This window comes from Halobacillus trueperi (assembly GCF_003386945.1).
GTDB classification, from domain to species: Bacteria; Bacillota; Bacilli; order Bacillales; family Halobacillaceae; genus Halobacillus; species Halobacillus aidingensis.
Genome location: NZ_QUAE01000005.1, coordinates 1 through 24,589, shown reverse-complemented (window position 1 = coordinate 24,589; position 24,589 = coordinate 1). Strand labels below are relative to the sequence as shown.

The following is a 24,589-nucleotide window of genomic DNA, read 5'->3' as shown; positions in this document are numbered from 1 at the left end:
CCATCACCTATACTTTCTCATTCATTAATATTTCGTGGAAAGAGAGTTCTTCTTCATTTGAATCTTCCACGTGGTCCTGTTCAAAATCATGCGTTTGTTCCCGCTGCTGATCCTGGTCTTTTTTGCCGCTATCCAACTGCTCATGCATCTGTTGGTGTAAAGCGGAGGCTTCCACTTTCTCTATCACCACTTGCTGCGGGGAAAACATATGTCTCAACTGCGATTTGTTTCCTTCCAACATCTCTTTGGCTGCTTGACTCGTTACTAGTATTTTCACAGCCATTTCTCCATTGATTTGAGCAAATCTCACAGTAAGATCCCCGAGGTTTCCTGGTTTCAACTTAATTAGCATTTCCATGTTGCCTTTGGGATTTGTAAACATGCGACTGGATTGAATAATTTTCTCCATCTCGCTGATCAACTGTTTTTGAGAAGATGAGCCGTCTTGATTCTGATTCATATGGATGACATGCTGTTCCACTTTTGTTATGGGTATTGTTGAAACATTGGATAACGGCTGATGCTTGGATGCTTGAAGGTTAGAATCTTGCTGAACTTCCTCTCCCAAAGCTTGCTTCACCCATTTGACGATGTCCTTACCTGTCACCGGTGTTTGTTGATGATAGGATTTAGGGACATCCATTCGATTTTGATACATATGGACCAGCTTATAAAACACCTGTCGTTCTTGAATAGGAGCTTCTTTGGAAACCCGTTCCAGTACACCCTGTCCTAGTCCTTTTTCGTTGCTCGGTAAAGACTCGACGAGTTGCATGAATTTCTGGATCAACTCTTTCATTTCTTTACCTGCTTTATGAGGAACCTGAGACGAATGATCTTCAGTAAAGGTCTGAATGATTTTTCTCATCTCCTGCCATGTTTTATGTATGTCTTTTTCTGTGTTGACAGGATTTGAAGTGGATGGGATTTCTTTTCCAGTGAATGATGATGAAACAAGGTTGAACATTGAGCTTTCACTGTTCTCATTGACTGCCTTCATCAGTGATGTCAGTTCCTTGAATGTCAGGGCCAGTTCTTGGTTCTCAACGGATAAGTCGGAAAAAGTTCCTTCAGGTATGAACTGTTGTTCCAACTCTTTCATGGATGAAACCACCTTCGAGAATAGTCCTCCGGAAGCCTCTTCTTTAGCTCTTCGGATGGTTTCTTTCCAATCCACCCCTTCGCCATCAGGCCGTTCCCCTTGTTTAACCAAGATTGAAATCATCGCCTCGATTTTTCCGATCAGCTTTAGAAATTTCTCTTCCATTTCTTCTGCATGGATTTCTTTCTCATCCGTCATTGCGGACATCCCTTGGAGTTCGATGAGAAGAGATCCAAAAAGTGCTTTTTCCGGCTTTCCCTCGACATTTTGTTTCGCATTAGGGTTCATTACCATTTTTTGAGAATTCCCTATCATCGCCATCATAGCTGTATTCATTTTTTACACCCCCTTTCAAGGAAGCTTTATTCTTCGATAAGCATACTCGCGATGTTTGCTGCAGCTTCAGGATCCATCTGACCTAGGATTTCTCCTCTTTCTTCACTAGCTACATCATTCAAGACTTGCACCGCTAAATTTTGATTCATATTTTCAAGAATAGGAGCCGCTTCTTCTGGATCCATTTCCTGAAAAGATTGAGCCATTTCTGCCGCTTTTGAATTTTCGTTGTTCTCATCTTCTGTTTTTGCCTCTTCCAAATCGGCTCTCAACTGCACTACCTGTTGTTCCAACTCATTGATTTGATTTTGCTTACTGTCAGCTTCTGATTGCAGTTCTTCCATCTCAGCTTCTTTGTTGGCAATGACGGCCTGCAATCGGTCCATTTCGCTGGCCTCTGAATTTTGACCTTCGGATGAAGCTGGAGTGGATAGACCTGGAATACGACTGGCGTACTTCTCAGCTTCTTCAAAAACATTCACACCACTTAACGTGAGAACAATCAATGACAGCGTAATTAAGAAAATCAAGGGAAAGAAAATGGCAGCGATGATTTTAGAAAAAGATTTCTTGTTTTTTTGAGTATAGGCACTCTTTGCCATTCCATCACCTATTCTGAAAATTTAAGTATTGTTGCATAGATAATTCATCCATCTGTTTATTTTCTTCGCTTTTCATAAGATGCCATTGCTCGTCCCGCTTATGCTCTACAATTTTTTCAAACTTTTTCACCTCTATATGAGCAGCCGAAAGTTTGACTTGTTTTTGTTGCATATTCACTCTGGCTTTCTGGACAGCGGGCTGAAGGTGATCAATCGTCTCTTGTAAACCTTGTATGTATCGTTGATGTCGGACGATGGCCTCCGCTCTCACGGTATGGTTTTTCATCTCTTCCTCAAAGCTTTTTTCCGCTACTTCTTTCTTCTTCAGACATTCATAAAGTTTTTCTGCCTGTTTTTCGAAATTGTTGACAGCATCCTGATATATCTTCTGAGTCTTCTGCTTCTCTCTATCTCTCAGATCTCTGATTCTTTGGAATGTTTGAATATCAGCCATGTTTGCAGCCTCCTATACGAACAGATTTCTCAAATCTTCCACTGACTTCTCAAAACTTGCCGGTTCGTGAATCCCTTGTCTTAAAAATTCAATGATCGCAGAGTGATAGGATATCGCTTGATCGATTTCCATACTCGACCCTTTTTTATAAGCTCCAATTTGGATCAATTCACTATTCTCTTCGTAGGTAGCTAAAAGGGCCCGAAGCTTCTCAGCAGATTCTTTATGTTCAGGAGAAGCAATTTGCTTCATCACGCGGCTGATGGATCTTAAAATATTGATAGCTGGAAAATGTCCTTGTTCTGCAAGTTTACGATCGAGAACAAAGTGACCATCGAGAATTCCCCTTACAGTATCGGAAATCGGCTCATTCAAGTCATCTCCGTCAACTAAAACCGTATAAAAAGCAGTAATCGTTCCGTTCGTACTTGACCCTGTTCGTTCTAATAATTTCGGTAAGAGGGCAAAAACGGAAGGGGTATAACCTTTTGTCGTAGGTGGCTCGCCGGTAGCGAGACCAATTTCACGCTGCGCCATAGCGAAACGCGTAACAGAGTCCATCATTAAATTGACGTTATACCCTTGGTCGCGAAAGTATTCACTAATGGCTGTCGCGGTATAAGCTCCTTTCACCCTCATCAAGGCAGGCTGATCGGAGGTGGCCACGACGAGGATCGAATTTTTCAATCCTTCCTCTCCCAGGTCATTCTCAATGAACTCTCTCACTTCTCGCCCTCTTTCACCGATCAGAGCGATCACATTCAAATCGGCTGAGCTGTTTCTAGCGACCATTCCCATCAAGGTACTCTTACCAACCCCACTTCCTGCGAAGATGCCGACTCTCTGTCCTTTACCGACAGTCAACATGGTATCAACAGCTCTTACGCCGACTTGAATCGGTTCATGAATCGGTGGGCGCATGAGAGGGTTGGGAGGATTTTGATCTGTCGGATACCCCTTTAAACCGAGTGGCATTGCCGCTCCATCTAACGGGTATCCCGTAGCATCCAGGATCTTACCGACAAGTCCCATTCCTACTTTGACTCGCATGGGTTCACCGGTTGCTTCGACAATGCTGCCAGGTCGTACTTCTTTCACTTCCCGAAAAGGCATTAAGAGGATGTTTTCATTGTTGAAACCGACAACCTCGGCCGCGATCTTTTCTTTTTGCTCAGACGTATGGATATAACACAAATCACCGACAGAGGCTTCCGGTCCTTTTGATTCAATCATGAGTCCGACAACTCTATGAATTTTCCCATACCTTTTCATAGATTCTGCACTTGCGATCGCATCAAAATAACGCTCACTATTCATTTCCCATCTCCTCATTCGCAACCGAGAGCAGTTGCTGTCTGAGTTCTGATAACTGTGTATCAATACTTCCATCAAGCCTTCCAAACTGTGACTCCACGATACAGGCGTCAGGGTCTAACTCTTCTTCTGCGTAAATGCTCAAATGCGAAGATGGAGTGATCAACCGTTCAAGTTCGTCAGACTGTTTATGGACAAAATCGTATTTTTCTGGATGGACATACAAAGCGACTTCGGGTTGCCCTTTGACCTCTTCAATCACTTTTTTAACCACAGGCAAAAACAATGTCGGGTCTTCTTCAAGTTTCACGTTGAGAATTTTCTCGGCTGTTTTCATAGCCACTTCTACGATCGACCTTTCACTATTTGTAACCATACGGTCATGCGAAGCTTTCGCTTGCTGGATGATTTCATTAGCCTGGGATAGTTTGTTTTGTAAGGCGTCGTATCCTTCCTTATGACCTTGCCTGAAACCCTGGTCCATCCCTTTTTGATAGGCTTCATTTTCTATCACTTTTTTCTCTTCTTGCCAAGTGGCTTTTAGAGACTCTATTTCTTCTTCCGTTGATCGAATCAACAATTCTCTTTGATTCCTTGCTTCTGCTAAATCTTTTTGCGCCTGTTCTAACTCTTGACTGATTTGCAGACTTTTTTGCTCCTGTTCATTTTCCTTAACGTGCGGTTCTTGAATATGAACGGGTCTTAAGCCAATGACTCGGCCATTTGGTGAAGGTCCATCCTTAGACAATGATGTCATCTCCTCCACCTCTTGCTATCACGATTTCACCAACATCTTCTAAACGGCGAATCGTAGAAACCACTCTCGTTTGGGCCTCTTCCACATCCCGAAGCCTGACGGGTCCCATGAACTCCATCTCTTCTTTGAAAGTAGTCGCCATCCGTTCAGACATGTTACTGAATACGATGTCTTTGACTTCTTCACTTGACACTTTAAGCGACAGACGCAGATCATCATTTTCAACATCACGGATGACCCTCTGAATTGCCCGGTTATCAAGAGCAACGATATCTTCAAAGACGAACATCCGTTTCTTAATTTCTTCCGCCAATTCCGGATCCTGTATTTCAAGAGAGTCAAGAATCGTTCTTTCTGTACTACGATCAACACCATTCAAAACTTCCACGACGGCTTGTATCCCACCTGTTTCTGTATAATCCTGGGTCACTGTTGTCGATAACTTTTTCTCGAGGATTTGTTCAACCTGACTAATCACTTCAGGAGAGGTGGAATCCATTGTCGCAATCCTGCGGGCCACGTCTGCCTGAAGTTCTTGTGGAAGTTCTGATAAGATCTGTCCAGACTGTTCAGGATCAAGATAGGACAATACGAGCGCAATCGTTTGTGGATGCTCGTTTTGGATGAAATTAAGAATCTGATGAGCATCTGCCTTTCTTGCAAAATCAAACGGTTTCACTTGCAAAGAAGAAGTGAGGCGTCCGATGATATTAGAGGCCTCATCTGAACCTAGCGCTTTCTCAAGAATTGTTTTTGCATAGCCGATTCCACCCTGTGAAATATAATCCTGTGCCAAAGCAATTTGATGGAACTGGTCTAGGATTTCTTCCTTTTCTTTACTATCTACTTTTTGAACAGAAGAGATTTCCAAAGTCAATTGTTCTATCTCTTCTTCATCTAAGTGTTTGTACACCTGGGCAGCAACATCAGGCCCAAGGGAAATCAACAAGACAGCCGCTTTCTGCTTGCCTGTCAACTCCGACTTTCTCAAGGCCATACAAAGACCTCCTTAATCTTCCGCAATCCATGATCGCAATAATTTCGCAAAATCTTCCGGTTTTTCTTTGGCCATTTTTTCTAATTGTTTACGTTTACGGGTCCCATCATCTTCTCGTTCTTCTATGGAAGGGACTTCCCGAGGCTTAGTTTCTGGAACCTCTTCTTCAAACATCATGTACGCTTCTTCATCCTCTTCCTTCGTTTTCTTCCTGCGAGCAAGAACGATGAGAAGGACGATAATCGTAAATAGGAGCAGACCGCCTATAATGTAAGCCCAAAGAGGAATACCTTCACCTGAATCAGGGAATTCTGGTTCTCCGTTGAACTCCTGGAATACGATCGATACTTTTTCTTGTGTATTCACTTCTCCGTATTCGCCATTAATCGATGTTGTAATCATTGAATCCACAATGGACTGGACGCTCTCTTGTACGGTTTGTTGTTCTGCGGCAGTCAGGTATTCGATTTCACCCTCCGGTCCGACGCCTTTGGTATTATCGATTGCTACTTGAATGCCTAAGTCCCTTACCTTATACGGGCTTTCTTCAATATTCTTCTTAATTCTGTTGAACTCGTTATTAATGGTTTCCCGGTTCATCTCGTAATCGCCACCAGCGCCTTCTGCGCCAGCAGGATATTCCGGAATGTCCCCTTCTTCCGTACCTACAGGCCCACCTTCAGGCACACCGCCTTCATAGGTCTCTTCGATTCTTTCTACACTAACAGGCAGCCCTTCCATCGTTTCAGGATCTACCGGCTCTACAAGTTCCTCTACGCGATTTTCTTTTGTGAAATCGATGTCTGCGGTTACGGTAGCAATCACTTTCTGCTGACCGATCATCATTCCGAGCATGCGTTGCAAACGTTGCTTTATGTCTCTTTCAATGTCTTTTTTTACATTTTGTTGATATGTATAAGCATTTTCAGAGCCACCCATCGGCGCATCATTTATGTCAAAATAGTTAAAATTTTGATCCATAATGACGATATTATCTTTAGGCAGGTTCGGTACAGACTTTGAAGCTAAATTATAAAGAGCTTCGATTTGTCCATTTTCTATTTGATACCCAGGCTGGACATTGAGCACAATCGAGGCGGAGGCCGGTTGCCCAGATTCAGAAACAAAAATCTGCTCTTCCGGCATGTTGATCATGACTTGAGCATCCTGAATGCCTGTGATGCCCTTCATTAAATTTGCAAGTTCGGTCTGCATCGCATCCAGTTTGATGACATCAAACTCATTATCCGTCATCCCCCAGGAAGTATTTCCACTGAAGAAACCATAATCGATTGTTCCACTATTAGGCAGTCCAGCGGCTGCGAGGTCCACGAGCAAGCCTTCTGCCTGTGTGTCTGGAACAAGGATGGTAGCCCCTCCTTGATCAAGCTCATATGTAACCCCTCTTGTTTCAAGTTCCGTCTTAATTTGACCAATTTCCTGTAAAGTCAAATCTCTGTATAAGGGAACCATTTTCGTACTTGAGGCGAAAACACTTGTCAGGACAAGGAGAATAATGATGGCAGCCATTCCGCCGATCATCCACCCCTTTTGTGATTTTTTTCGCTCTTTCCAAAAGGTTGTCAGTCTTTCTTGATATTTTTTTATTTTTTCTTTCATAGTTGCCCCCAAAAAAAGCACGACCTAAGCGAATGGTTTAGTGCGAATTAAATATAGTAGTGTCACACCTGCATACGCATGACTTCTTTATATGCTTCTACGACTTTACTTTGCATTTCTACAGCAGTTTTCATAGTAATGCTAGCCTTTTGTGAAGTGATCATTACATCATGCAAATCATTGATTTCTCCTTGAGCAAGAGCCTTTGTCTTATCATCAGACAAAATTTGAGCTTCATTGACCCCTGCAATTGCACTTTTTAACTGATTGGCAAATGTAGCATGAGCTTCGCCAGGAGAAACATTTTTCTTCCATTGTATTTGAGAAGGTTGGCTTAAGGGGATAGTGTTCACTAGATGGTTTGACATTTTGGATTCTCCTTACCTTATCTTCCGATTTCCAAAGCTTTCATTAGCATACTTTTTGATGCATTGACGGCCGTCACATTCGCCTCATAAGAACGCGTGGCGCTCATCATATCGACCATTTCCTTTAAAGGATCGACATTAGGCAGTTCTACATAACCATCCTCGTTGGCATCCGGATGATTTGGGTTAAAAACGAGTTTAAATGGCTCATTATCTTCCATGATTTCTGTTGCTTTCACACCACTTCCTTGCGAGGAATCCGCGGCTGCTTTATGTAAAAAACTTTTGAAATTGTTTTCAGTCGGCTCAAAAACGGCCATCTTGCGCCTATATGGCTGCCAATCCCCATTCTCATTTATTGTGGCTCTTGTTGTGTTTGCATTCGCCATATTCGATGAAGCCACATCCATTCGTAAGCGCTGAGCAGTAAGTGCGCTTGCGCTATTATTCATAGCATGAAAGATACTCATCCGTTAATTCCCTCCCCTGATTACGGATTCCAGGCTTCGGAACTTCCCACTCATTCGGTCAACCAGGGCCTGATATTGAATTTGATTTTGTGCCAGTTCATTCATTTCCTTATCAATGTCCACATTATTTCCATTATGATTGTATACCGTATTGGTTTTTGTAAAAGTACGATACGGTTCACCACCATCGTTCGTAAATGGTAAATGCCGCTCATTTGTTTTTTTAGCTTGAAGAAATGAATGTTCTTGATCCAAAACATCCTTAAAAGCGACACCTTTAGCTTTGTATCCCGGTGTATCCACATTGGCAATATTATTAGAGATCGCTCTGTTTTTAGCTGAAGAGTAGTCCAAAGCATTCTCTAAACTTGTAAAAGTGCTACTGAAAAGAGTCATAACTCCACCTCTATTCGACATTTTTCCATACTCACAGACACAATTGTAAAAAAATTCACGTACTTGTGTCTATACAAAAAGCTACTTTTTTACGAGAGTATTACAAACACCCCAAAAGAATCAGGGATATTTTACTACCAGTTGGTTTTTGTTTCCATGTGTCGAAATCTTTCCCATAATGAACATTATTACATAACTTTTTGTCGAATAGTGAATATATTATGGATATTTTTAAAACACGACAGAAGATAGTGAAAATAGGTTAAATCTGTTAAAAAAATCACTTTGTTACATTAAGGTGCTGCTTATTAGTTAATAAAGTAAATGGCTGGATTATGGAAGACTCAATTTCAAGAATTATTGTGAGTTTAGGGGCTGCGTGAAAAGTTTCGCTTTCCATGGGGCAGTCGCTGAGTCTCCTCCCTTTTGCCATATAATGTTCTCGAAATCCCCTTCAAAGGAAACTGCCGAGATTGACTGGCAATCATATAACGACCATGTCCTTTGTAGGTCTTTTCATAAGATCTCTTCTTATTAGGAGAACTTTTCGAGAATCTTTTTATAACAAGGGGCGTTGGGGAGACTCCTATAAGTGTGAAGGTCCACGAACCGGATAAATAGTAGGAATAGAGTGCTTGGTGAGACCCCTGCAGTACCAATCCGAGGACGATCAATGCGCTCCCGCGGAAAGAGAGTCACCTCCCGACGGCCCACCTCACTTACATCTCGAAACTGAGTCCTCCACAATCGGGAGCAATAATTTATATAACAATTAACCTGGAACTACGAAAAGCACAAACATCCCTAATGAAATTAAATTTACGAATAAAAAAACCGCCACTTTGTACAAAGTGGCGGTTTGATTTTTATTAATTGGTACGGAGTTTTTGAAGCTCCAGTAAGAAATTATTATTCAATACTTTGATATACGTTCCCTTCATTCCTAATGAACGGGATTCGATCACACCTGCACTTTCCAGCTTTCTCAGTGCATTAACAATGACTGATCTCGTGATGCCTACACGATCGGCGATTTTACTTGCTACAAGCAATCCTTCATTACCTTCCAGTTCTTCGAAAATGTGCTCGATAGCTTCGAGTTCACTGTAGGATAAGGAACTGATCGCCATTTGAACTACAGCTTTACTACGAGCTTCCTGTTCGATTTCTTCAGTCTTCTCGTGAAGGATTTCCATACCTACAACGGTAGCACCGTATTCAGCAAGTAGTAGATCATCTTCATTAAAGTTGCTGTTCAGACGGCTCAAAATAAGCGTACCTAGACGCTGGCCACCACCGATGATCGGAACAATTGTAGTCAGACCATTTTCAAACAGTTCACGGTTTTCAACAGGGAATGCTGTGTATTCACTATTGATATCAATATCTGGTGTTGTTTCTTCAATGTTGAAAAGGTTTTGTGTGTACTCTTCTGGGAATTGACGCTCAGAAAGCATCGCCTTCATTCGCTCATTCTCAATCTCTTGATTGATAGCAAAGCCCAAAAGCTTGCCTCGACGGCTTAAGACGAATGTATTCGCCTCAATCACATCTCGCATCGTTGCGGACATATCGTTGAAGTCCACGGATTTGCCCGTTGTCTTTTGCAGCATTGCATTGATTTTACGTGCACGGTCTAGTAGTTTCATGTTCATTTCCTCCTTGTTGTTCACCCTATAGAATAAATCGACTCAAATCTTTGTTTTTTACGATCGATGATAGTTTGCTGTCTACATACTGTGGTGTGATCTCAATGGTTTCCATCGTTACGTCAGGAGCTTCAAAGGATAAATCCTCAAGCAGTTTCTCTAAAATCGTATGCAACCTCCGAGCCCCGATGTTATCTGTTTCCTGATTTACTTCATGAGCGATTTCTGCGAGTCTAGTAATAGCATCGTCAGAAAATTCAACCTTTATACCTTCAATTTGAAGTAATGCCTTATATTGTTTCAAAAGAGCATTTGAAGGCTCTGTTAAAATGTTCTTGAAGTCTGAAACACTGAGTTTATTCAACTCTACGCGGATTGGAAACCTTCCTTGCAGTTCTGGAATCAAATCGGAAGGCTTCGCCATATGAAAAGCTCCGGCAGCAACGAATAGAATATGATCAGTCGCTACAGGTCCGTATTTTGTGACGACCGTCGAGCCTTCGACGATCGGAAGGATGTCTCTTTGGACACCTTCACGGGATACATTCGCCTGGTTGTCACCCTTCGCCGCCACTTTATCAATTTCATCAATAAAGATCATACCGGCCTGTTCCACTTTAGCTACGGCATCCTGGCCCACTTCGTCCATATCCACTAATTTACCTGCTTCTTCCTGTGTTAGTACTTTTCGCGCTTCTGAAACAGGAAGTTTTCGTTTCTTTTTCTTCTTCGGCATGAATTGACTGAATGCATCCTGCATGTTCATGCCCATTTGTTCCATACCGGATCCTTGCATCATATCAAACATGGAAGATTGAGATTCTTCCACTTCTATGGTTACCATCCGGTCTTCCAACTCACCAAGATCCAATTGATGACGAATACGGCTTCTTTTTGTCTCTATTTCCGCTTCTTCACTCTTTTCATCAGTATCCACTTCCTGCTGAGTGCCCTGATTAAAGATCATCTCAAATGGGTTTTTGAAGTTATTGGACTGTTTTTTCTTAGAAGGAACAAGCAGTTTTACGAGTCGTTTGTTTGCTTGCTCTTCTGCCCTGTCTTTCACAGCCTCCATTTTCTCTTCCTTCACCATACGCACGGCCATTTCCACTAAGTCGCGAACCATGGATTCAACATCACGACCAACGTAACCGACTTCAGTGAATTTCGTGGCTTCCACTTTAACAAAAGGAGCCCCGACTAATTTTGCTAAACGACGGGCAATTTCTGTTTTCCCTACCCCTGTAGGTCCCATCATCAAAATGTTTTTCGGTACGATTTCATCTTTCAGATCATCCGTCAGCTGCATGCGACGATATCTGTTACGAAGAGCAATGGCTACAGATCGCTTAGCGCTTTCCTGGCCAATGATATATTGATCGAGCTTTTCAACAATTTGTCTAGGAGTCAAGTTTAATGACATTCATGGTCCCCCTTATTCGAGAACTTCCAGGATTATTTGATCATTTGTAAACACGCAGATCTCCCCTGCAACCTCAAGCGCTGCTCTAGCAATTTGAGAAGCAGATTGTTCCGGTGAATAACGTTTCAAAGCTCGCCCTGCACTTAAAGCGAAGTTTCCACCTGAACCGATGGCAAGAATACCATCGTCCGGTTCTATTACTTCCCCAGTACCCGATACAAGAAACATATTTTCTTTATCCATGACAATCAACATTGCTTCTAATTTCCTTAGAACACGATCACTGCGCCACTCTTTGGCAAGTTCTACGGAAGCTCTTGCCAAGTTGCCGTCATAGCTTTCCAATTTTCCTTCAAACTTCTCAAAAAGAGTAAAAGCATCGGCAACAGAACCAGCGAAACCTGCTAATACTTGATCATTGAATAGTCGACGAACTTTCTTTGCCTTATGTTTCATAACCACTTGATTGCCTAAAGTTACCTGCCCATCTCCGCTCATCGCACACTCTCCATTGTGCTGGACAGCAAAGATCGTTGTTGCATGAAATTGCTGTTCCATCATTTTCACCTCTTATTCGCTCGGGGATGACTGTTCATATATACATTTTTCAACCGATCCTTTGATACGTGCGTATAAATCTGAGTTGATGACAATCGTTCATGCCCTAATAATTCTTGTACTGAGCGCAAATCTGCTCCTTCGTTCAGCAGGTGGGTAGCAAACGAATGTCTCAATTTATGGGGATGAATATCCACCGTCATCGCTGCTTTTTCCACCATTTTTTTCAAAATAAGCCTGATTCCATCAGCTGTCAGCGGCCCACCTTTAGCATTTAAGAACAATCGTTTACTCGAATCATTCTTCTTAGAAGCCAATTGCTTTCTGCCATCATTTATATATGTCTGAAGTGCTTTTGCAGCAAACTGCCCGTAAGGAACATAGCGGTCTTTACTCCCTTTTCCATGAACAAGAGCTGTGTTCAATGAAAAATCCAGATCTGGGAGTTCCATTTTCACACATTCACTGACACGTACACCCGTTCCATAGAGAAGTTCGATAAGAGCCTGGTTTCTCTGTCCTAAGGGCGTATGCAAATCACTTACTGTGAAAAGTTTCTCTAACTCTTCTTCATAAAAGAAGTTGGGAATGGGGCTTTCCTTCTTTGGCAATACCACATTCAAAAATGGATTCTGAACGACAATTTCCTCTCGTTCTAAAAAACGGAAATAGCTTCTCAAACTTGATATTTTCCTGGAAACTGTCCTTCTTGAGTACTGTGCTTCATATTGCCTTGATAAAAAGATGCGGATCACAGGGTATTCACATTCATGAATCGTCAATCCCTCTGATGTGAGAAAGGACTCAAACTCATCTAAATCCCTTCCGTAATGCTTTAATGTAAGAGGTGAAGCGTTTTTTTCAATTTGAAGGTATTCCATAAAAAGCTCTTTGTAAGACTGCATAATTCCATCCACCTCTCAAAGGCGTCTAAATTTTATCACAACACTTATTGACATAACAATGCATTTAATAAAAATGTAACAAAATTCTGAATTGTTTCCAACTCTAATGTATCAAGTATTTAAAGAAATCGTACTTTAGGATGAATATGTGTCAAGTATGTATACTTACCAAAGCGTAATTATAGCGCCCCACAATATAGCTGTCAATCAAAAAATAACACACCCGTAAAACTCATCGTTCATTTTCACAAACGCTCCCTATTCTGCAAGACTCAGTTTCGAGATGTTTTGTTGAAGTATAGGGGCTCCGGGAAACAGTTCGCTTTCCATGGGGCGGGCGGTGAGCCTCCTCGAGCTTCGCTCTGCGGGGTCTCACCTGTCCCACACGTCCCATAGGAGTCTCACCGTTTCCCTCCGCCCCTTTACCATATAAGTGTCTCGAAACTACTCCCCAAATAAGCAGCTTTCAAGCGTAATAGAAGTTGGTGGATTCACTCATAAACCATTAGCATTTGTATTCTTAAGCTTGCTATAGAGCCCTTTTCAACTAGAAAGCTGTTGTTTTGGAAGATGCTCCTATTGTGTGGGGTTCGTTTCTCACCTACATCGAATGGGGTGGTTGGAAAGCTACGAGACTCCCGTGGGAGAAGGAGATAGGCGAGATCCCGCAGGACGCAGTCCGAGGAAGCTCGGCGCTCCCCCACAGGAAAGCGAGTAGCTTCCCAGCCACCCCTGACTGTTATTACAGCAACGAACCCTGGTTATCACGAAATCAAACTTTCAACAATCCTGCCGTATACTTTAATAACTAATGATCATTCCAATATTGAATAAAGCCAATAAGAAAAAGAGTCTACAACTAAAAGGATAGTCATAGACTCTTGGTTTTATAACTAGATCATGATTGAGGTTCTTCTTTATAGTCACATTCGGTACACTGAATCTGTGTCCCCTTCTTCGACTTCTTCTCAACAAGCAGAGATTCACATTTCGGACAAGGTCTGTTGATCGGCTTATCCCAGGATATGAAGTCACACTCTGGGTAGTTTTCACACCCAAAGAACTTGCGGTTTTTCTTACTTTTGCGTTCGACCACTTCTCCATCTTTACATTTTGGACAAGTGACGCCGACTTTCTTAAGAATTGGTTTTGTATTACGACAGTCAGGGAAATTTGAGCAGGCAAGAAACTTTCCGTATCTACCCATCTTATAAACCATTTCATGCCCACACTTCTCGCAATCAATCCCCGCAGGTTCATCTTTAATTTCAATTTCTTCCATTTCTTTTTCTGCTTTCTCTAAGCGAGGCTGAAAACCCTCATAGAAATGGCTGATGATGTTCACCCAGTCCTCTTTTCCATCCTCAATGGCATCAAGGTCATCTTCCATGCCCTTCGTAAAGTCGACATCGATGATTTCCGGGAAGTATTCTCTCAGTTGTTCAAGGACGATTTCTCCAAGCTCCGTTGGAATAAAACGCTTATTATCCAGGGAGACATAACCACGGCGCTGAATGGTATCCAGGGTTGGTGCGTAAGTGGAAGGACGTCCGATTCCGAGCTCCTCAAGTGTCTTAACAAGACGGGCTTCCGTGTAGCGTGGAGGAGGCTGTGTAAAGTGCTGATTCGGTTTGATTTCTTCCGCTTTTACGGTCATGCCTTCTTCAAGGTGGGGCAGAAGTTTGTCTTTCTCTTTTTTGTTATCATCCCGACCTTCTATATATACTTTCATAAACCCTTTGAATTTCACTTCAGAACCTGTAGCTCTGAATTCTACTCCTTCATTGTAAAGGTGGACGGTCATCGTATCCAAAACTGCTGGAGCCATTTGGCTGGCAATGAACCTGTCCCAAATCAACTTATAGAGACGATACTGATCACGGGATAAAATGCTCTTCATTGCTTTTGGATCACGGTCTGCCCCTGTAGGCCTGATCGCCTCGTGGGCGTCTTGTGCCCCTTCTTGCTTTTTGGATCCTTTACTTTGTCCAAGAAACTCTTTACCGAAATTACCTTCGATGTATTGCTTGGCATCCTCTTTTGCCGAATTCGACAGCCTTGTGGAATCCGTACGCATGTACGTAATTAAACCAGTGGTACCTTGCTTTCCGCCAAGGTCAATCCCTTCGTAAAGCTGTTGAGCAATCATCATCGTTTTTTTCGCACGGAAGTTCAATTTACGTGCTGCTTCCTGTTGAAGTGAGGAAGTGGTGAAAGGAAGAGAAGGATTCCTTTTTCTTTCTCTTTTGTTAACTTTATCTACAGAGAAATCTTTCCCTTTCATCCGCTTTTGGATTTGATCGACATCATCCTGGTTTTTCAAATCCTTCTTCTTGCCATCAACACCATAAAAGGAACCTTCAAATGCCTCTTTATCTTTTAAGAAATCTGCTTCAATCGTCCAATATTCTTCGGGTTGGAATTTTTTGATCTCATTTTCACGATCGATGATGATTTTGACGGCAACCGATTGAACACGGCCTGCACTCAATCCTTTTTTGACTTTCTTCCAAAGGATCGGGCTGATGTTATATCCGACAAGTCGGTCAAGAATACGGCGAGCCTGTTGAGCATCCACCAGGTCTGAATCAATCGATCTCGGTTGTTTAAATGAATCCTTAATTGCTTCTTTGGTAATTTCATTGAAAACAACTCTACAATCTGAAGTATCATCAATTTCCAAACTGTGCGCCAAATGCCAGGCAATTGCTTCCCCTTCGCGGTCGGGGTCGGCTGCGAGATAAACTTTCTTGGCCTTTTTGGCGGCTGTTTTTAGTTCTTTCAAGACAGGGCCTTTTCCCCGGATGGTTATATATTTGGGGTTGAATTCATTTTCAACATCCACGCCCATTTGACTCTTAGGCAAGTCGCGCACATGTCCAAGGGATGCTTTCACTTTGTATTTTTTTCCAAGGTATCGTTCAATTGTTTTTGCTTTTGCAGGTGATTCTACTATTACCAGATAATCTGCCATATATGTTCCTCCCATAGAGGTGTTTTCTCTTTTGTGTTTCATACACTCTTTTTATATTCTCGTTTTTTTGATTTACCTTTTGCTGTAAAACTAAATCTAATGGAAAAGGAGGTTTAACCGTCCTGTCCAAAGATAAAAAGTCGTACTAACGTTGTTATATTTCCATGTTTTTGGTTGAATCAGCTTTTTATAAAATAAATCTTCCCTATTATTAAATACAATGAAACCGTTTGTCAAACATATATTTTTCAAAAAAGTCTCAAATTGGTCCAATCTCACCCTTGAATGTAACACCTTTGTAACGGATTATTCAAATTTTTCTAACCAATCTTCCAAAATGTCATGATACGTATGAACTAATTTTGCGCCTTCATTGATCATTTTATGACATCCTTCACTCGTTACCCTCCCCGCAGGTCCCGGGAGTGCATAAACATCTTTGCCTTGCTCTAAGGCCTGGTCTACTGTGATCAATGTTCCGCTTTTCAGTCGAGCTTCGATGACAAAAGTACTTGGAGTTAATCCTGCAATCAGTCGATTACGCTCAGGGAAGTGATATTTTTTCGGGGGACAGTCCGGAGGATACTCACTTACCACCAAATGGTTTTCGGTTAATGAGCGGTATAGTAAAGGGTTGTTCTTAGGATAAATATGCTGAAATCCCGAACCGAGAACAGCAATCGTTTTTCCATTATATTCAGCTGCCAATGTGTGAGCAAGCTGATCAATACCCTGAGCCATACCACTGACAATAGTAAACCCTGACTGGATAAGTGGGATAAGAACAGATTTCATAGCAGGAAATGCATAAGAGGATGGTCTGCGAGTGCCGATCACACTGATGGAAAGCGGTGAATGGAACAAAGATACATCCCCTTCCGTGTAAAGGACATAAGGAGGGTCTGGAATCGTTTTTAAATTCTCGGGGTATGTGTAATCAAACAGGGTGATGATTGTATATTTCTGATCATATTTGTCGAGTTTCTTCATTATATTAGGGTCTGTTATATGTCGGAGGATGGATTGAGCTTTTGAAAGTGGGATGGAAACATTTTTAGAAAGCTGTGCAGGTGTACATGAAAAGGGGTGCAATAAAGAAGGGTCGATCTGAAGTAATTTTCTAAGTAGAGGCCTCGTCATATGAGAGGAATCGTGAAGGAGGAGTAAACGTGTTCTCCGGTCTTTCATTAGGCACCTCGTTTCCATAGTTTAGAGGCCGTACCTGTGCATCGATACGGCCTCTTTCTTCATTTAATTAGTGTGTTTTACACTTTTCAAAAAGATCCTGGTCTTTCAAAACCTGAATCAATGTTTCACCCATAACTGATGGTGTTTCAGCGACTTGGATTCCACATTCGTTCATGACACGGATTTTTTCGTCAGCAGTACCTTTACCACCGGAAATGATCGCACCAGCATGGCCCATGCGTTTCCCTGGAGGGGCTGTACGGCCGCCAATAAAGCCTACAACTGGTTTGCTCATATTCGCTTTCACCCATTCAGCTGCTTCCTCCTCGGCTGTTCCGCCGATTTCACCAATCATGATGACAGCTTCTGTATCAGGGTCTTCATTGAATGCTTTCAATACATCGATGAAATCGGTCCCATTTACAGGATCTCCACCAATTCCGACCGCTGTGGATTGACCAATTCCGGCTTCAGAAAGCTGGTGAACAGCTTCATATGTCAGCGTACCAGAACGGGAAACGACGCCTACATGACCTTTTTTATGGATGTAGCCAGGCATGATTCCGATTTTACACTCATCAGGTGTGATGACGCCAGGACAGTTTGGTCCGACGAGGCGTGTTTTCTTTCCTTCCATATAACGTTTTACTTTAATCATATCCAATACAGGGATATGTTCGGTAATGCAAATGGCAAGATCCATTTCTGCATCTGTTGCTTCCATGATGGCATCCGCTGCAAACGGTGCAGGGACGTAAATGACGGAAGCATTCGCTCCTGTTTTCTCTACAGCTTCTGCAACTGTATTAAATACAGGAATTCCTTCAACTTCGGTGCCGCCTTTACCCGGCGTAACACCGCCCACGATTTGTGTTCCATACTCAACCATCTGTTTTGTATGGAAAAGTGCTGTCGATCCTGTAATACCTTGAACAATGACTTTTGTGTTCTTATCAATATATACACTCATCTGATTCCCCGCCTTTCTTACTTGACTAGTTCAACGATTTTTTGTGCGCCTTCTGCCATAGAATCTGCAGAAGTGATGTTCAAGCCTGATTCATCAAGAATTTTCTTCCCAGCATCTACGTTCGTACCTTCTAGACGAACAACGAGCGGCAATGTAAGTCCGATTTGTTTTGTCGCTTCGACCACACCTTCAGCGATGACATCACACTTCATAATGCCTCCGAAAATGTTAACAAAGATACCTTTTACATTTTCATCAGAAAGGATGATTTTGAAAGCTTCGGTTACTTTTTCCGTTGTAGCTCCGCCCCCGACATCCAGGAAGTTGGCAGGATCTCCATTATAGTGTTTGATTGTATCCATTGTAGCCATCGCAAGACCTGCACCATTGACCATACAGCCGATGTTTCCATCAAGTGCGATGTAACTAAGATCATATTTGGATGCTTCTACTTCTTTTGGATCTTCTTCTTCAAGATCACGAAGTTCAGCAATGTCTTTTTGACGGAAAAGGGCATTATCGTCAAAGTTCAACTTGGAGTCAAGCGCTAGTACTTCCCCGTCACCTGTTGTAACGAGTGGATTGATTTCTGCAACAGAGCAATCCTTTTGTACAAAAACGTCATAAAGACCAAGCATAAACTTAACCGCTTTTCCTAAAGATTCTTTCGGAATATTAATATTAAATGCAAGTCGACGCGCCTGGAATGGTGTGAGGCCTGTTACAGGATCGATGACTTCTTTGAAGATTTTCTCAGGAGTCTTTTCAGCGACTTCCTCAATCTCCGTACCACCTTCTTCAGATGCCATCATCGTCACACGGCTTGTCGCGCGATCGAGAACAAGACCGACATAGTATTCGCTCTTAATATCGCAACCTTCTTCGATAAGTAAGCGCTTTACTTCTTTGCCTTCTGGTCCAGTCTGATGGGTTACAAGTGTTTTTCCTAGTATTTCGTCAGCGTATGTACGCACCTCGTCAAGATTTTTAGCAATTTTGACTCCGCCTGCTTTCCCGCGGCCACCTGCGTGGATCTGCGCCTTGACAACTGTGACATCGCTACCTAATTTCTTCGCTGCTTCGACAGCTTCATCTACGGTATATGCGACGTGTCCATTTGGCACCGATACGCCAAAATCACGCATGATTTCTTTTCCTTGATACTCGTGAATGTTCATGTTTCATCCTCCCATCAAATTTCACTGCATGTTCATTGTATAAAAAAACGCTATCAATTGTCCATACTAAGCTAGATATCTGTCGAAAAATTCACTAGATTACCAGGTATATTATTATGTAAACTAGATTTGAAATGTCGAATTTCCTCTATTCCATTCCCTCCACAAACGTTCCCTATTGTGGAAGACGTAGATTCGAGATAACCGGGGTTCGTTTTCCATATTATGCGTCAGGAGCGGAGGGGAATGGCGAGACTCCTGCGGGAAAAGAGTGCTTGGTGAGACCCCCGCAAGGCGTCAGCCTGAAGAGGCTCACCGTGCTTCCGCGGAAAGCGAGTCATTCCCCGCAGCCCCGTCCACTCAACAAAAGTCTCGAAATCGAGTCTTCAAAAATCCTGCCATATACTTGGATAATTAGATAAGCAGGATTACTTGGGGGGTTCCTGTTCGACACACTATTTCTTTTGTTGCTGGTCAACGTTGTAAATGAAGGCGAAAACTTCAGCGACGACGTGGTAAAGATCTTCCGGGATTTGTTCGTTGATGTTCAGCTCTGAGAGCAGTTCGACGAGGGTGGCGTCTTCTTGTACGGGTATTTGGTGCTCCTCTGCGGCTTTTAGAATATTTTCAGCTATGACCCCCTGCCCTTTCGCCACTACCTCTGGAGCAGCTGCTTTTTCGGATTGATAGGTCAAAGCAATGGCTTCTTTTCTTTTTTCATTCATATCCTGATATCCACCCCTTCTTCCGCCTCCTCTTGTTTGTTAGAGTCAGAGCTTTTTGAAACTTCACTCGTGACGCGTGCCCTAAGAGAGTTCAATTCATATCCAGCAATTTCTAAACCCTCTTCTAATTTCTTTTGATACGGTTTGAAAAGCTTTTCAAGCTCTGGGTTTTCATTATATACGACTACCGATACACGTCGCTCAACGATATGGAGGTCTATAATGGTTTCCTCAAGCTGAGAAAGGTGTAAGTAGAACATTACATGACAGTAGTCAGAGTCAATTTGGCCATCGTCATTTTTTCGCCCTTCCATGTTCATATGTACATCCTTCAAAGCTCCAATGAAATCACCAGGAAATTGAAGTGTTATTTGCAGGGTTTGGGGGTTATCCGAGTACGAAGCGAGTTGTGTCCCGTTAATCAGGTTTATCAGCCGATTTGCCGTTTCTGCTTTTACTTCTGAACCTTCACTTAACCCTTTTAATAGCAACGTTTTTAATGAACTTTCTGTCTGTACAGGTGCCTCTGTCTGTTGAAAGGCTTTGGCAAGAACATGTTCATCATTGAATCCTATTCGACTCATCATCGCTTTCATTTGGAGCCACATCCTATCTTTGTCAGAGAGCGTGATGTTTTGACTCAATGACTGCAGCGAATGAACGAGGAGCTTGTGTTGTTCTATAGAAACCTGCTTACCTATCAAATTTTGCATATCAGACAGAAAAGACCTGAATTCAGTTCTTGAAAAAGAATTTCTTTCACCCCTGTCATGGCCTAAAAGAGTGACGGCTTTATCAATAAATAACTTTGTAGATTCCTGTAAGTGTGGCGTTAAACGTCTCATTACATTTTGGGCCACTACTTTTCTAAAAGTCTCAGTCCATTGTCTGCGTGTTTGTTGAGACAACATGTGGAAATCAGTAATCGAAGGTTGTTGAGCCCAGACAGAAAGGAGTTTTTCCGATGTATGTACCCACTGTTTGATCGTTTGATTTTCTGATGGGGATAACGGAAGTTGATTTTGTAACAGTTGTTGTAAAGAACTAGCTACTCGTTCTTTAGTGAAAGGTAAACGATCCATGGTGGGATTCTGATAAGACCAATTTTGCTGGAACGATGATAAGGTATGCTTAGCATCTATAATTACCGCTTTCTTCAATAGCTCAAAAGTAGAGCTAGATCCATTCATTAACTCGTATTTTAATTTGTTAAGAGTCACACTTTCAGATTTTGGAATTTGTTCTGCTCGCAATGTTTGGACCATAGATTTAATTTTCTCATCAGAAGCAGAAAGTGATTTCTTTCCCAATTGTTGCTCAACCTCTGACAAAACTTGAGAATATTCTTCCGTATATTTCGCTGATAGTGCCGAATACACGGAAGATTGAATGGGCATTTTCCTGCTTATCATATGTATCAATATTTCGCGTGCGAGTGGTTGATTAGCAGAGGACTGAATCAATTTGAACGCTTGTGCTAAATCTTTCTTATGTAATGGCACCTTCAAATCAACGATCGCCTTCATCAATGAGAGGTTGTCTTTGTTTTCCTTTACTCCTATCTGCTTTAAAAGCGACGCGAGATCCAATTGGCCTGGACGCGCTTCAGAAAGCGATACAGTCCGTAATACGAGAGCAGGTTCAACTTGTTCTACTTGGAATAAGTAAGATGAACCTTTGATCAACGGTTGATTTATTATGGCTTCCACACTTTTCTTACCCATATTCACCACAACTTTGTTATCTTGTAGAGATTGAATAACTTTCCCTTTTATCAGTTGGCCTGATTTGGGTTCAACAGGCAGGGCTGCATGTGTAGATAGACGTGTAAGACTGTTGATCAAATGGTTCATTTTTATTCCATCCCTTTCTTATAACAAATCTTTCACAGGGGCAAATGTTTTTCTATGAACCGGGGAAGGCCCGTGAGTTTTTAATGCTTCTACATGTGGCTTTGTTCCATATCCCTGATTGCTGCGGAATTCATACATCGGATACTGTTCATCTAGTTCAGCCATCATTTGGTCCCTTGTCACTTTGGCGATGACACTGGCAGCAGCGATCGAAACACTTCTCTCATCCCCTTTAATAAGTTTTGTTTGGGAAGTTGGAATCGCGTCCAATTCCATCGCATCGATCAGTAAATGTTCTGGTTGGCCGGAAAGACCTTCGACGGCTCTCTTCATGGCAAGTTTTGTTGCTTGATAGATGTTGATTTGATCGATCTCTTCATTTGTGACAATTCCTACACCCCAATCAGCATCTGCCTTGATCCGATCAAAGTAGGCCTCACGACTTTTTAAAGAAAGTTTCTTCGAGTCATTCAGGCCTTCTAAGTAATAATCACGAGGTAAAACGACAGCACCGGCAACGACTGGGCCGGCAATCGGCCCTCGCCCTGCTTCGTCGATTCCTGCTACTTGGGTAAAACCACGGCGGAAGAGATTTTCTTCAAACGTCATCATCATCTCATACTGCTTTTTCAGCTCTTGCTTTTGCTGGATCTCCTTATCATAGCGCTTCATGAGTTGTTGCACACCTTTCCTCGAATCTTCTTTAAACACAGCTAACTCATGAGCGGTCAATTTCTCGTCATTCAGTCTTTCTTTAACCTGTGATACAGTCAATTGGGTCATAAAAGTTAAACCCTCCATTTCTTATCATATCGGACGTTTTTCATCATTATAAAATCAAATGTTTATTGGTTTTATCTATCTTTAACTTTTTTTATCTGAAAGGTGTTTCCATTGTATAGATGAGGGGCTGAGAACAGTCTGTTGTTTCTGACACATACATTCCCCCGTTATGATGATCTGCAGTTACATTTCAGAAATAACCTCATAAAGAAAGCGCAAGGGGCTAGGGCCTCTTTGCGCTTTGGTTTATGAATCAGGACGTTCAAGGGTAATCATTCCGAGCTTTCCTGTCCGTAAGTCCTGCAAGATAATGTCAGAGACTTTTTCGAAATTAATGCGCCCTCCACTTTCAAGACAACCACGCTTTTTCCCGATGGACTCAAAAGCCTCCATCATGTCATCCACATTTTCAAGACCAAATCTCTCTTCAAGACGATTCTGATAGGATTGATGAAGGAAGTGAAGGACATAAGCAGCTACATCTTCTTTCGGAAGGATTTGATCTTTAATCGTGCCGATCGCAGCTAGGCGATAGCCAACTTCCTCTTCTTCGAATTTAGGCCATAGAATTCCAGGAGTATCAAGCAATTCGAATTCTTTCTTCACTTTGATCCATTGTTGCTTCGTTGTGACGCCAGGTTTATCTCCTGTTTTAGCCATTTTCTTGTTGGCCAGTCTATTTATTAACGTAGATTTACCTACATTAGGGATGCCTATGATCATGGCCCGTGAAGCTCTGGGACGGATGCCTTTCGCTTTGAGCTTGTCCATTTTTTCTTTCCCTAACTCTTTCGCCTGCTGGACAACTTTTAGCACATCCTGTTTTTGATTAGCTTCAATTGCAACGGCTGGGATTCCTTTTTCTTTAAAGTGTTCAATCCACTCACTGGTAATTTTTGTATCAGCGAGATCTTTTTTCATCAGCACCATCATTTTGGGCTTTTCTTGTAATGTGTTATGCAGCATAGGGTTTTGAGAAGAAAGTGGTGCACGTGCATCCACAAGTTCGATGACGAAATCCACGAGTTTAAGCTTCTCTGCAACTTCCCTTTTTGCTTTGGCCATGTGGCCTGGAAACCATTGAATGGTCATGTAGATCCTCCTAATTGACAAGCTGGATGCGATTTAATGGCCAGTAGGAAACAACCGCTTCTCCTACCATCTGGTCTTGATCAATCACACCAAGCATCCGGCTGTCTGTCGAGTTGTTACGGTTATCACCAAGTACGAACAAATGGCCTTCAGGCACCTCTTCATATTCGCCTGGTAAATTCTCCATCGTGAAGTCATTAGTCAGGGGCCGACTGCCGCTTAATTGCTGTTTCCGTTCATTAAGAAATGGCTCGTCCACGGGTTCTCCATTCACATAGAGTTGATCATCTTCATAGGCAATGTGATCACCAGGGAGGCCAATCACCCGTTTGATATAGTCTTTACGTTCTGTTGCATGAAATACAACAACATCAAAACGATCCGGCGATCCAATTTTATAATTGAGCTTACTTACAATCAAATGATCCCCGCTATGTAAGGTGGTCAACATGGAAGGGCCTTCGACTACGACGGGCGCAAACAAAAACACTCTTACGATCACAGCCAATACGCCGGCGATAAGAAAAGCTTTCAACCAGTCCAACCATTGTTGTTTCATCATTATCCCCTCTTCCTTGTATGAAGGAGTCTGGAGCGGCAAAACCATACTATAACCGGCTGTAGATACAACCATTCCATCACATATGGTGTAATTGCTGCTGAACGGCTCACTTGTTTTACATTTTACCTGTGTCTTACAAATCATATCATGAAACTCTTAACCCCAGCCTCTATTCCAGTAAAGCTTCCTTTTCTTGAAGACTCAGTTTCGAGACTATTGTTGAGTGGATATGGGGCTGCGGGGAATGACTCGCTTTCCGTGGGAGCGCGGTGAGCCTCCTCGAGCTTCGCTCTGCGGGGTCTCACCATGCACT

Annotated in this window: 23 protein-coding genes; all 23 read right to left on the bottom strand. The window is 42.4% G+C overall.

Going from position 1 to position 24,589, the window contains the following annotated elements; translation table 11 throughout:
- Window positions 1-7: 7 nt before the first annotated feature.
- The 23 genes from DYE48_RS08040 to lepB all read right to left on the bottom strand — a co-directional run bounded on the left by DYE48_RS08040 (window position 8) and on the right by lepB (window position 24,273).
- Window positions 8-1,438, bottom strand: coding sequence for a flagellar hook-length control protein FliK (locus DYE48_RS08040; RefSeq protein WP_115823189.1), 1,431 nt, complete (start codon window positions 1,436-1,438; stop codon window positions 8-10).
- 26 nt (window positions 1,439-1,464) lie between these two features.
- A complete protein-coding gene (locus DYE48_RS08035) occupies window positions 1,465-2,040 on the bottom strand; it encodes a MotE family protein (protein WP_115823188.1) in 576 nt (191 codons plus the stop codon).
- A 4-nt stretch (window positions 2,041-2,044) separates the two neighbouring features.
- A complete protein-coding gene (gene fliJ, locus DYE48_RS08030) occupies window positions 2,045-2,494 on the bottom strand; it encodes a flagellar export protein FliJ (protein WP_115823187.1) in 450 nt (149 codons plus the stop codon).
- Between the two features lie 12 nt (window positions 2,495-2,506).
- A complete protein-coding gene (gene fliI, locus DYE48_RS08025; protein ID WP_115823186.1) occupies window positions 2,507-3,811 on the bottom strand; it encodes a flagellar protein export ATPase FliI in 1,305 nt (434 codons plus the stop codon).
- Window positions 3,804-4,565, bottom strand: a complete 762-nt coding sequence (gene fliH, locus DYE48_RS08020) for a flagellar assembly protein FliH (protein ID WP_115823185.1) — start codon at window positions 4,563-4,565, stop codon at window positions 3,804-3,806. Before fliH ends, fliI begins: the two co-directional genes overlap by 8 nt.
- On the bottom strand, window positions 4,549-5,562 hold the full coding sequence (fliG, locus tag DYE48_RS08015) for a flagellar motor switch protein FliG (protein WP_115823184.1): 1,014 nt from the start codon (window positions 5,560-5,562) through the stop codon (window positions 4,549-4,551). The genes fliH and fliG overlap by 17 nt, the downstream gene beginning before the upstream one ends.
- Before the next feature lie 12 nt (window positions 5,563-5,574).
- Complete coding sequence (gene fliF / locus DYE48_RS08010) at window positions 5,575-7,182, bottom strand: flagellar basal-body MS-ring/collar protein FliF (protein WP_115823183.1); 1,608 nt, start codon at window positions 7,180-7,182, stop codon at window positions 5,575-5,577.
- Between the two features lie 62 nt (window positions 7,183-7,244).
- Window positions 7,245-7,550 (bottom strand): flagellar hook-basal body complex protein FliE, encoded by a 306-nt coding sequence (gene fliE / locus DYE48_RS08005; protein ID WP_115823182.1) that lies wholly within the window; start codon window positions 7,548-7,550, stop codon window positions 7,245-7,247.
- A 17-nt stretch (window positions 7,551-7,567) separates the two neighbouring features.
- A complete protein-coding gene (flgC, locus tag DYE48_RS08000; protein ID WP_115823181.1) occupies window positions 7,568-8,020 on the bottom strand; it encodes a flagellar basal body rod protein FlgC in 453 nt (150 codons plus the stop codon).
- 3 nt (window positions 8,021-8,023) lie between these two features.
- On the bottom strand, window positions 8,024-8,416 hold the full coding sequence (gene flgB / locus DYE48_RS07995) for a flagellar basal body rod protein FlgB (protein ID WP_115823180.1): 393 nt from the start codon (window positions 8,414-8,416) through the stop codon (window positions 8,024-8,026).
- A gap of 869 nt (window positions 8,417-9,285) precedes the next feature.
- Window positions 9,286-10,065 carry a GTP-sensing pleiotropic transcriptional regulator CodY gene (codY, locus tag DYE48_RS07990; protein ID WP_089652423.1) on the bottom strand — a complete coding sequence of 260 codons (780 nt, stop codon included), beginning with the start codon at window positions 10,063-10,065 and terminating at the stop codon, window positions 9,286-9,288.
- A 25-nt stretch (window positions 10,066-10,090) separates the two neighbouring features.
- Window positions 10,091-11,488 carry an HslU--HslV peptidase ATPase subunit gene (hslU, locus tag DYE48_RS07985; protein ID WP_115823179.1) on the bottom strand — a complete coding sequence of 466 codons (1,398 nt, stop codon included), beginning with the start codon at window positions 11,486-11,488 and terminating at the stop codon, window positions 10,091-10,093.
- A 12-nt stretch (window positions 11,489-11,500) separates the two neighbouring features.
- On the bottom strand, window positions 11,501-12,046 hold the full coding sequence (gene hslV, locus DYE48_RS07980; protein ID WP_115823356.1) for an ATP-dependent protease subunit HslV: 546 nt from the start codon (window positions 12,044-12,046) through the stop codon (window positions 11,501-11,503).
- A gap of 5 nt (window positions 12,047-12,051) precedes the next feature.
- On the bottom strand, window positions 12,052-12,951 hold the full coding sequence (gene xerC / locus DYE48_RS07975; RefSeq protein ID WP_115823178.1) for a tyrosine recombinase XerC: 900 nt from the start codon (window positions 12,949-12,951) through the stop codon (window positions 12,052-12,054).
- A gap of 898 nt (window positions 12,952-13,849) precedes the next feature.
- Entirely contained in the window at window positions 13,850-15,925 is a 2,076-nt protein-coding gene (topA, locus tag DYE48_RS07965) for a type I DNA topoisomerase (RefSeq protein ID WP_115823176.1), read from the bottom strand.
- 306 nt (window positions 15,926-16,231) lie between these two features.
- Complete coding sequence (gene dprA / locus DYE48_RS07960) at window positions 16,232-16,915, bottom strand: DNA-processing protein DprA (protein ID WP_244199398.1); 684 nt, start codon at window positions 16,913-16,915, stop codon at window positions 16,232-16,234.
- Window positions 16,916-17,180: 265 nt separating this feature from the next.
- Complete coding sequence (sucD, locus tag DYE48_RS07955) at window positions 17,181-18,083, bottom strand: succinate--CoA ligase subunit alpha (protein ID WP_115823174.1); 903 nt, start codon at window positions 18,081-18,083, stop codon at window positions 17,181-17,183.
- 17 nt (window positions 18,084-18,100) lie between these two features.
- Complete coding sequence (gene sucC, locus DYE48_RS07950; protein ID WP_115823173.1) at window positions 18,101-19,261, bottom strand: ADP-forming succinate--CoA ligase subunit beta; 1,161 nt, start codon at window positions 19,259-19,261, stop codon at window positions 18,101-18,103.
- A 455-nt stretch (window positions 19,262-19,716) separates the two neighbouring features.
- A complete protein-coding gene (locus tag DYE48_RS07945; protein ID WP_115823172.1) occupies window positions 19,717-19,986 on the bottom strand; it encodes an EscU/YscU/HrcU family type III secretion system export apparatus switch protein in 270 nt (89 codons plus the stop codon).
- On the bottom strand, window positions 19,983-21,839 hold the full coding sequence (locus tag DYE48_RS07940; RefSeq protein WP_115823171.1) for a hypothetical protein: 1,857 nt from the start codon (window positions 21,837-21,839) through the stop codon (window positions 19,983-19,985). Before DYE48_RS07940 ends, DYE48_RS07945 begins: the two co-directional genes overlap by 4 nt.
- Before the next feature lie 18 nt (window positions 21,840-21,857).
- Window positions 21,858-22,622, bottom strand: coding sequence for a ribonuclease HII (locus tag DYE48_RS07935; protein ID WP_115823170.1), 765 nt, complete (start codon window positions 22,620-22,622; stop codon window positions 21,858-21,860).
- A 246-nt stretch (window positions 22,623-22,868) separates the two neighbouring features.
- Complete coding sequence (ylqF, locus tag DYE48_RS07930; protein ID WP_115823169.1) at window positions 22,869-23,714, bottom strand: ribosome biogenesis GTPase YlqF; 846 nt, start codon at window positions 23,712-23,714, stop codon at window positions 22,869-22,871.
- 10 nt (window positions 23,715-23,724) lie between these two features.
- The gene (gene lepB / locus DYE48_RS07925) at window positions 23,725-24,273 is read right to left on the bottom strand and encodes a signal peptidase I (protein WP_115823355.1); all 549 of its coding nucleotides are present in this window, start codon (window positions 24,271-24,273) and stop codon (window positions 23,725-23,727) included.
- Between the last annotated feature and the right edge of the window lie 316 nt (window positions 24,274-24,589).

Bases quoted from the DNA above. Each gene is read 5' to 3' on its own strand.
- fliJ (WP_115823187.1), bottom strand. From the start codon at position 2,494: ATGGCTGATATTCAAACATTCCAAAGAATCAGAGATCTGAGAGATAGA.
- DYE48_RS07945 (WP_115823172.1), bottom strand. From the start codon at position 19,986: ATGAATGAAAAAAGAAAAGAAGCCATTGCTTTGACCTATCAATCCGAA.
- ylqF (WP_115823169.1), bottom strand. From the start codon at position 23,714: ATGACCATTCAATGGTTTCCAGGCCACATGGCCAAAGCAAAAAGGGAA.
- fliF (WP_115823183.1), bottom strand. From the start codon at position 7,182: ATGAAAGAAAAAATAAAAAAATATCAAGAAAGACTGACAACCTTTTGG.
- flgB (WP_115823180.1), bottom strand. From the start codon at position 8,416: ATGACTCTTTTCAGTAGCACTTTTACAAGTTTAGAGAATGCTTTGGAC.
- sucC (WP_115823173.1), bottom strand. From the start codon at position 19,261: ATGAACATTCACGAGTATCAAGGAAAAGAAATCATGCGTGATTTTGGC.
- fliH (WP_115823185.1), bottom strand. From the start codon at position 4,565: ATGACATCATTGTCTAAGGATGGACCTTCACCAAATGGCCGAGTCATT.
- DYE48_RS08035 (WP_115823188.1), bottom strand. From the start codon at position 2,040: ATGGCAAAGAGTGCCTATACTCAAAAAAACAAGAAATCTTTTTCTAAA.
- hslU (WP_115823179.1), bottom strand. From the start codon at position 11,488: ATGTCATTAAACTTGACTCCTAGACAAATTGTTGAAAAGCTCGATCAA.
- codY (WP_089652423.1), bottom strand. From the start codon at position 10,065: ATGAAACTACTAGACCGTGCACGTAAAATCAATGCAATGCTGCAAAAG.
- topA (WP_115823176.1), bottom strand. From the start codon at position 15,925: ATGGCAGATTATCTGGTAATAGTAGAATCACCTGCAAAAGCAAAAACA.
- fliE (WP_115823182.1), bottom strand. From the start codon at position 7,550: ATGTCAAACCATCTAGTGAACACTATCCCCTTAAGCCAACCTTCTCAA.
- DYE48_RS07940 (WP_115823171.1), bottom strand. From the start codon at position 21,839: ATGAACCATTTGATCAACAGTCTTACACGTCTATCTACACATGCAGCC.
- fliI (WP_115823186.1), bottom strand. From the start codon at position 3,811: ATGAATAGTGAGCGTTATTTTGATGCGATCGCAAGTGCAGAATCTATG.
- sucD (WP_115823174.1), bottom strand. From the start codon at position 18,083: ATGAGTGTATATATTGATAAGAACACAAAAGTCATTGTTCAAGGTATT.
- flgC (WP_115823181.1), bottom strand. From the start codon at position 8,020: ATGAGTATCTTTCATGCTATGAATAATAGCGCAAGCGCACTTACTGCT.
- xerC (WP_115823178.1), bottom strand. From the start codon at position 12,951: ATGCAGTCTTACAAAGAGCTTTTTATGGAATACCTTCAAATTGAAAAA.
- DYE48_RS07935 (WP_115823170.1), bottom strand. From the start codon at position 22,622: ATGACCCAATTGACTGTATCACAGGTTAAAGAAAGACTGAATGACGAG.
- lepB (WP_115823355.1), bottom strand. From the start codon at position 24,273: ATGAAACAACAATGGTTGGACTGGTTGAAAGCTTTTCTTATCGCCGGC.
- hslV (WP_115823356.1), bottom strand. From the start codon at position 12,046: ATGGAACAGCAATTTCATGCAACAACGATCTTTGCTGTCCAGCACAAT.
- fliG (WP_115823184.1), bottom strand. From the start codon at position 5,562: ATGGCCTTGAGAAAGTCGGAGTTGACAGGCAAGCAGAAAGCGGCTGTC.
- dprA (WP_244199398.1), bottom strand. From the start codon at position 16,915: ATGAAGAAACTCGACAAATATGATCAGAAATATACAATCATCACCCTG.
- DYE48_RS08040 (WP_115823189.1), bottom strand. From the start codon at position 1,438: ATGAATACAGCTATGATGGCGATGATAGGGAATTCTCAAAAAATGGTA.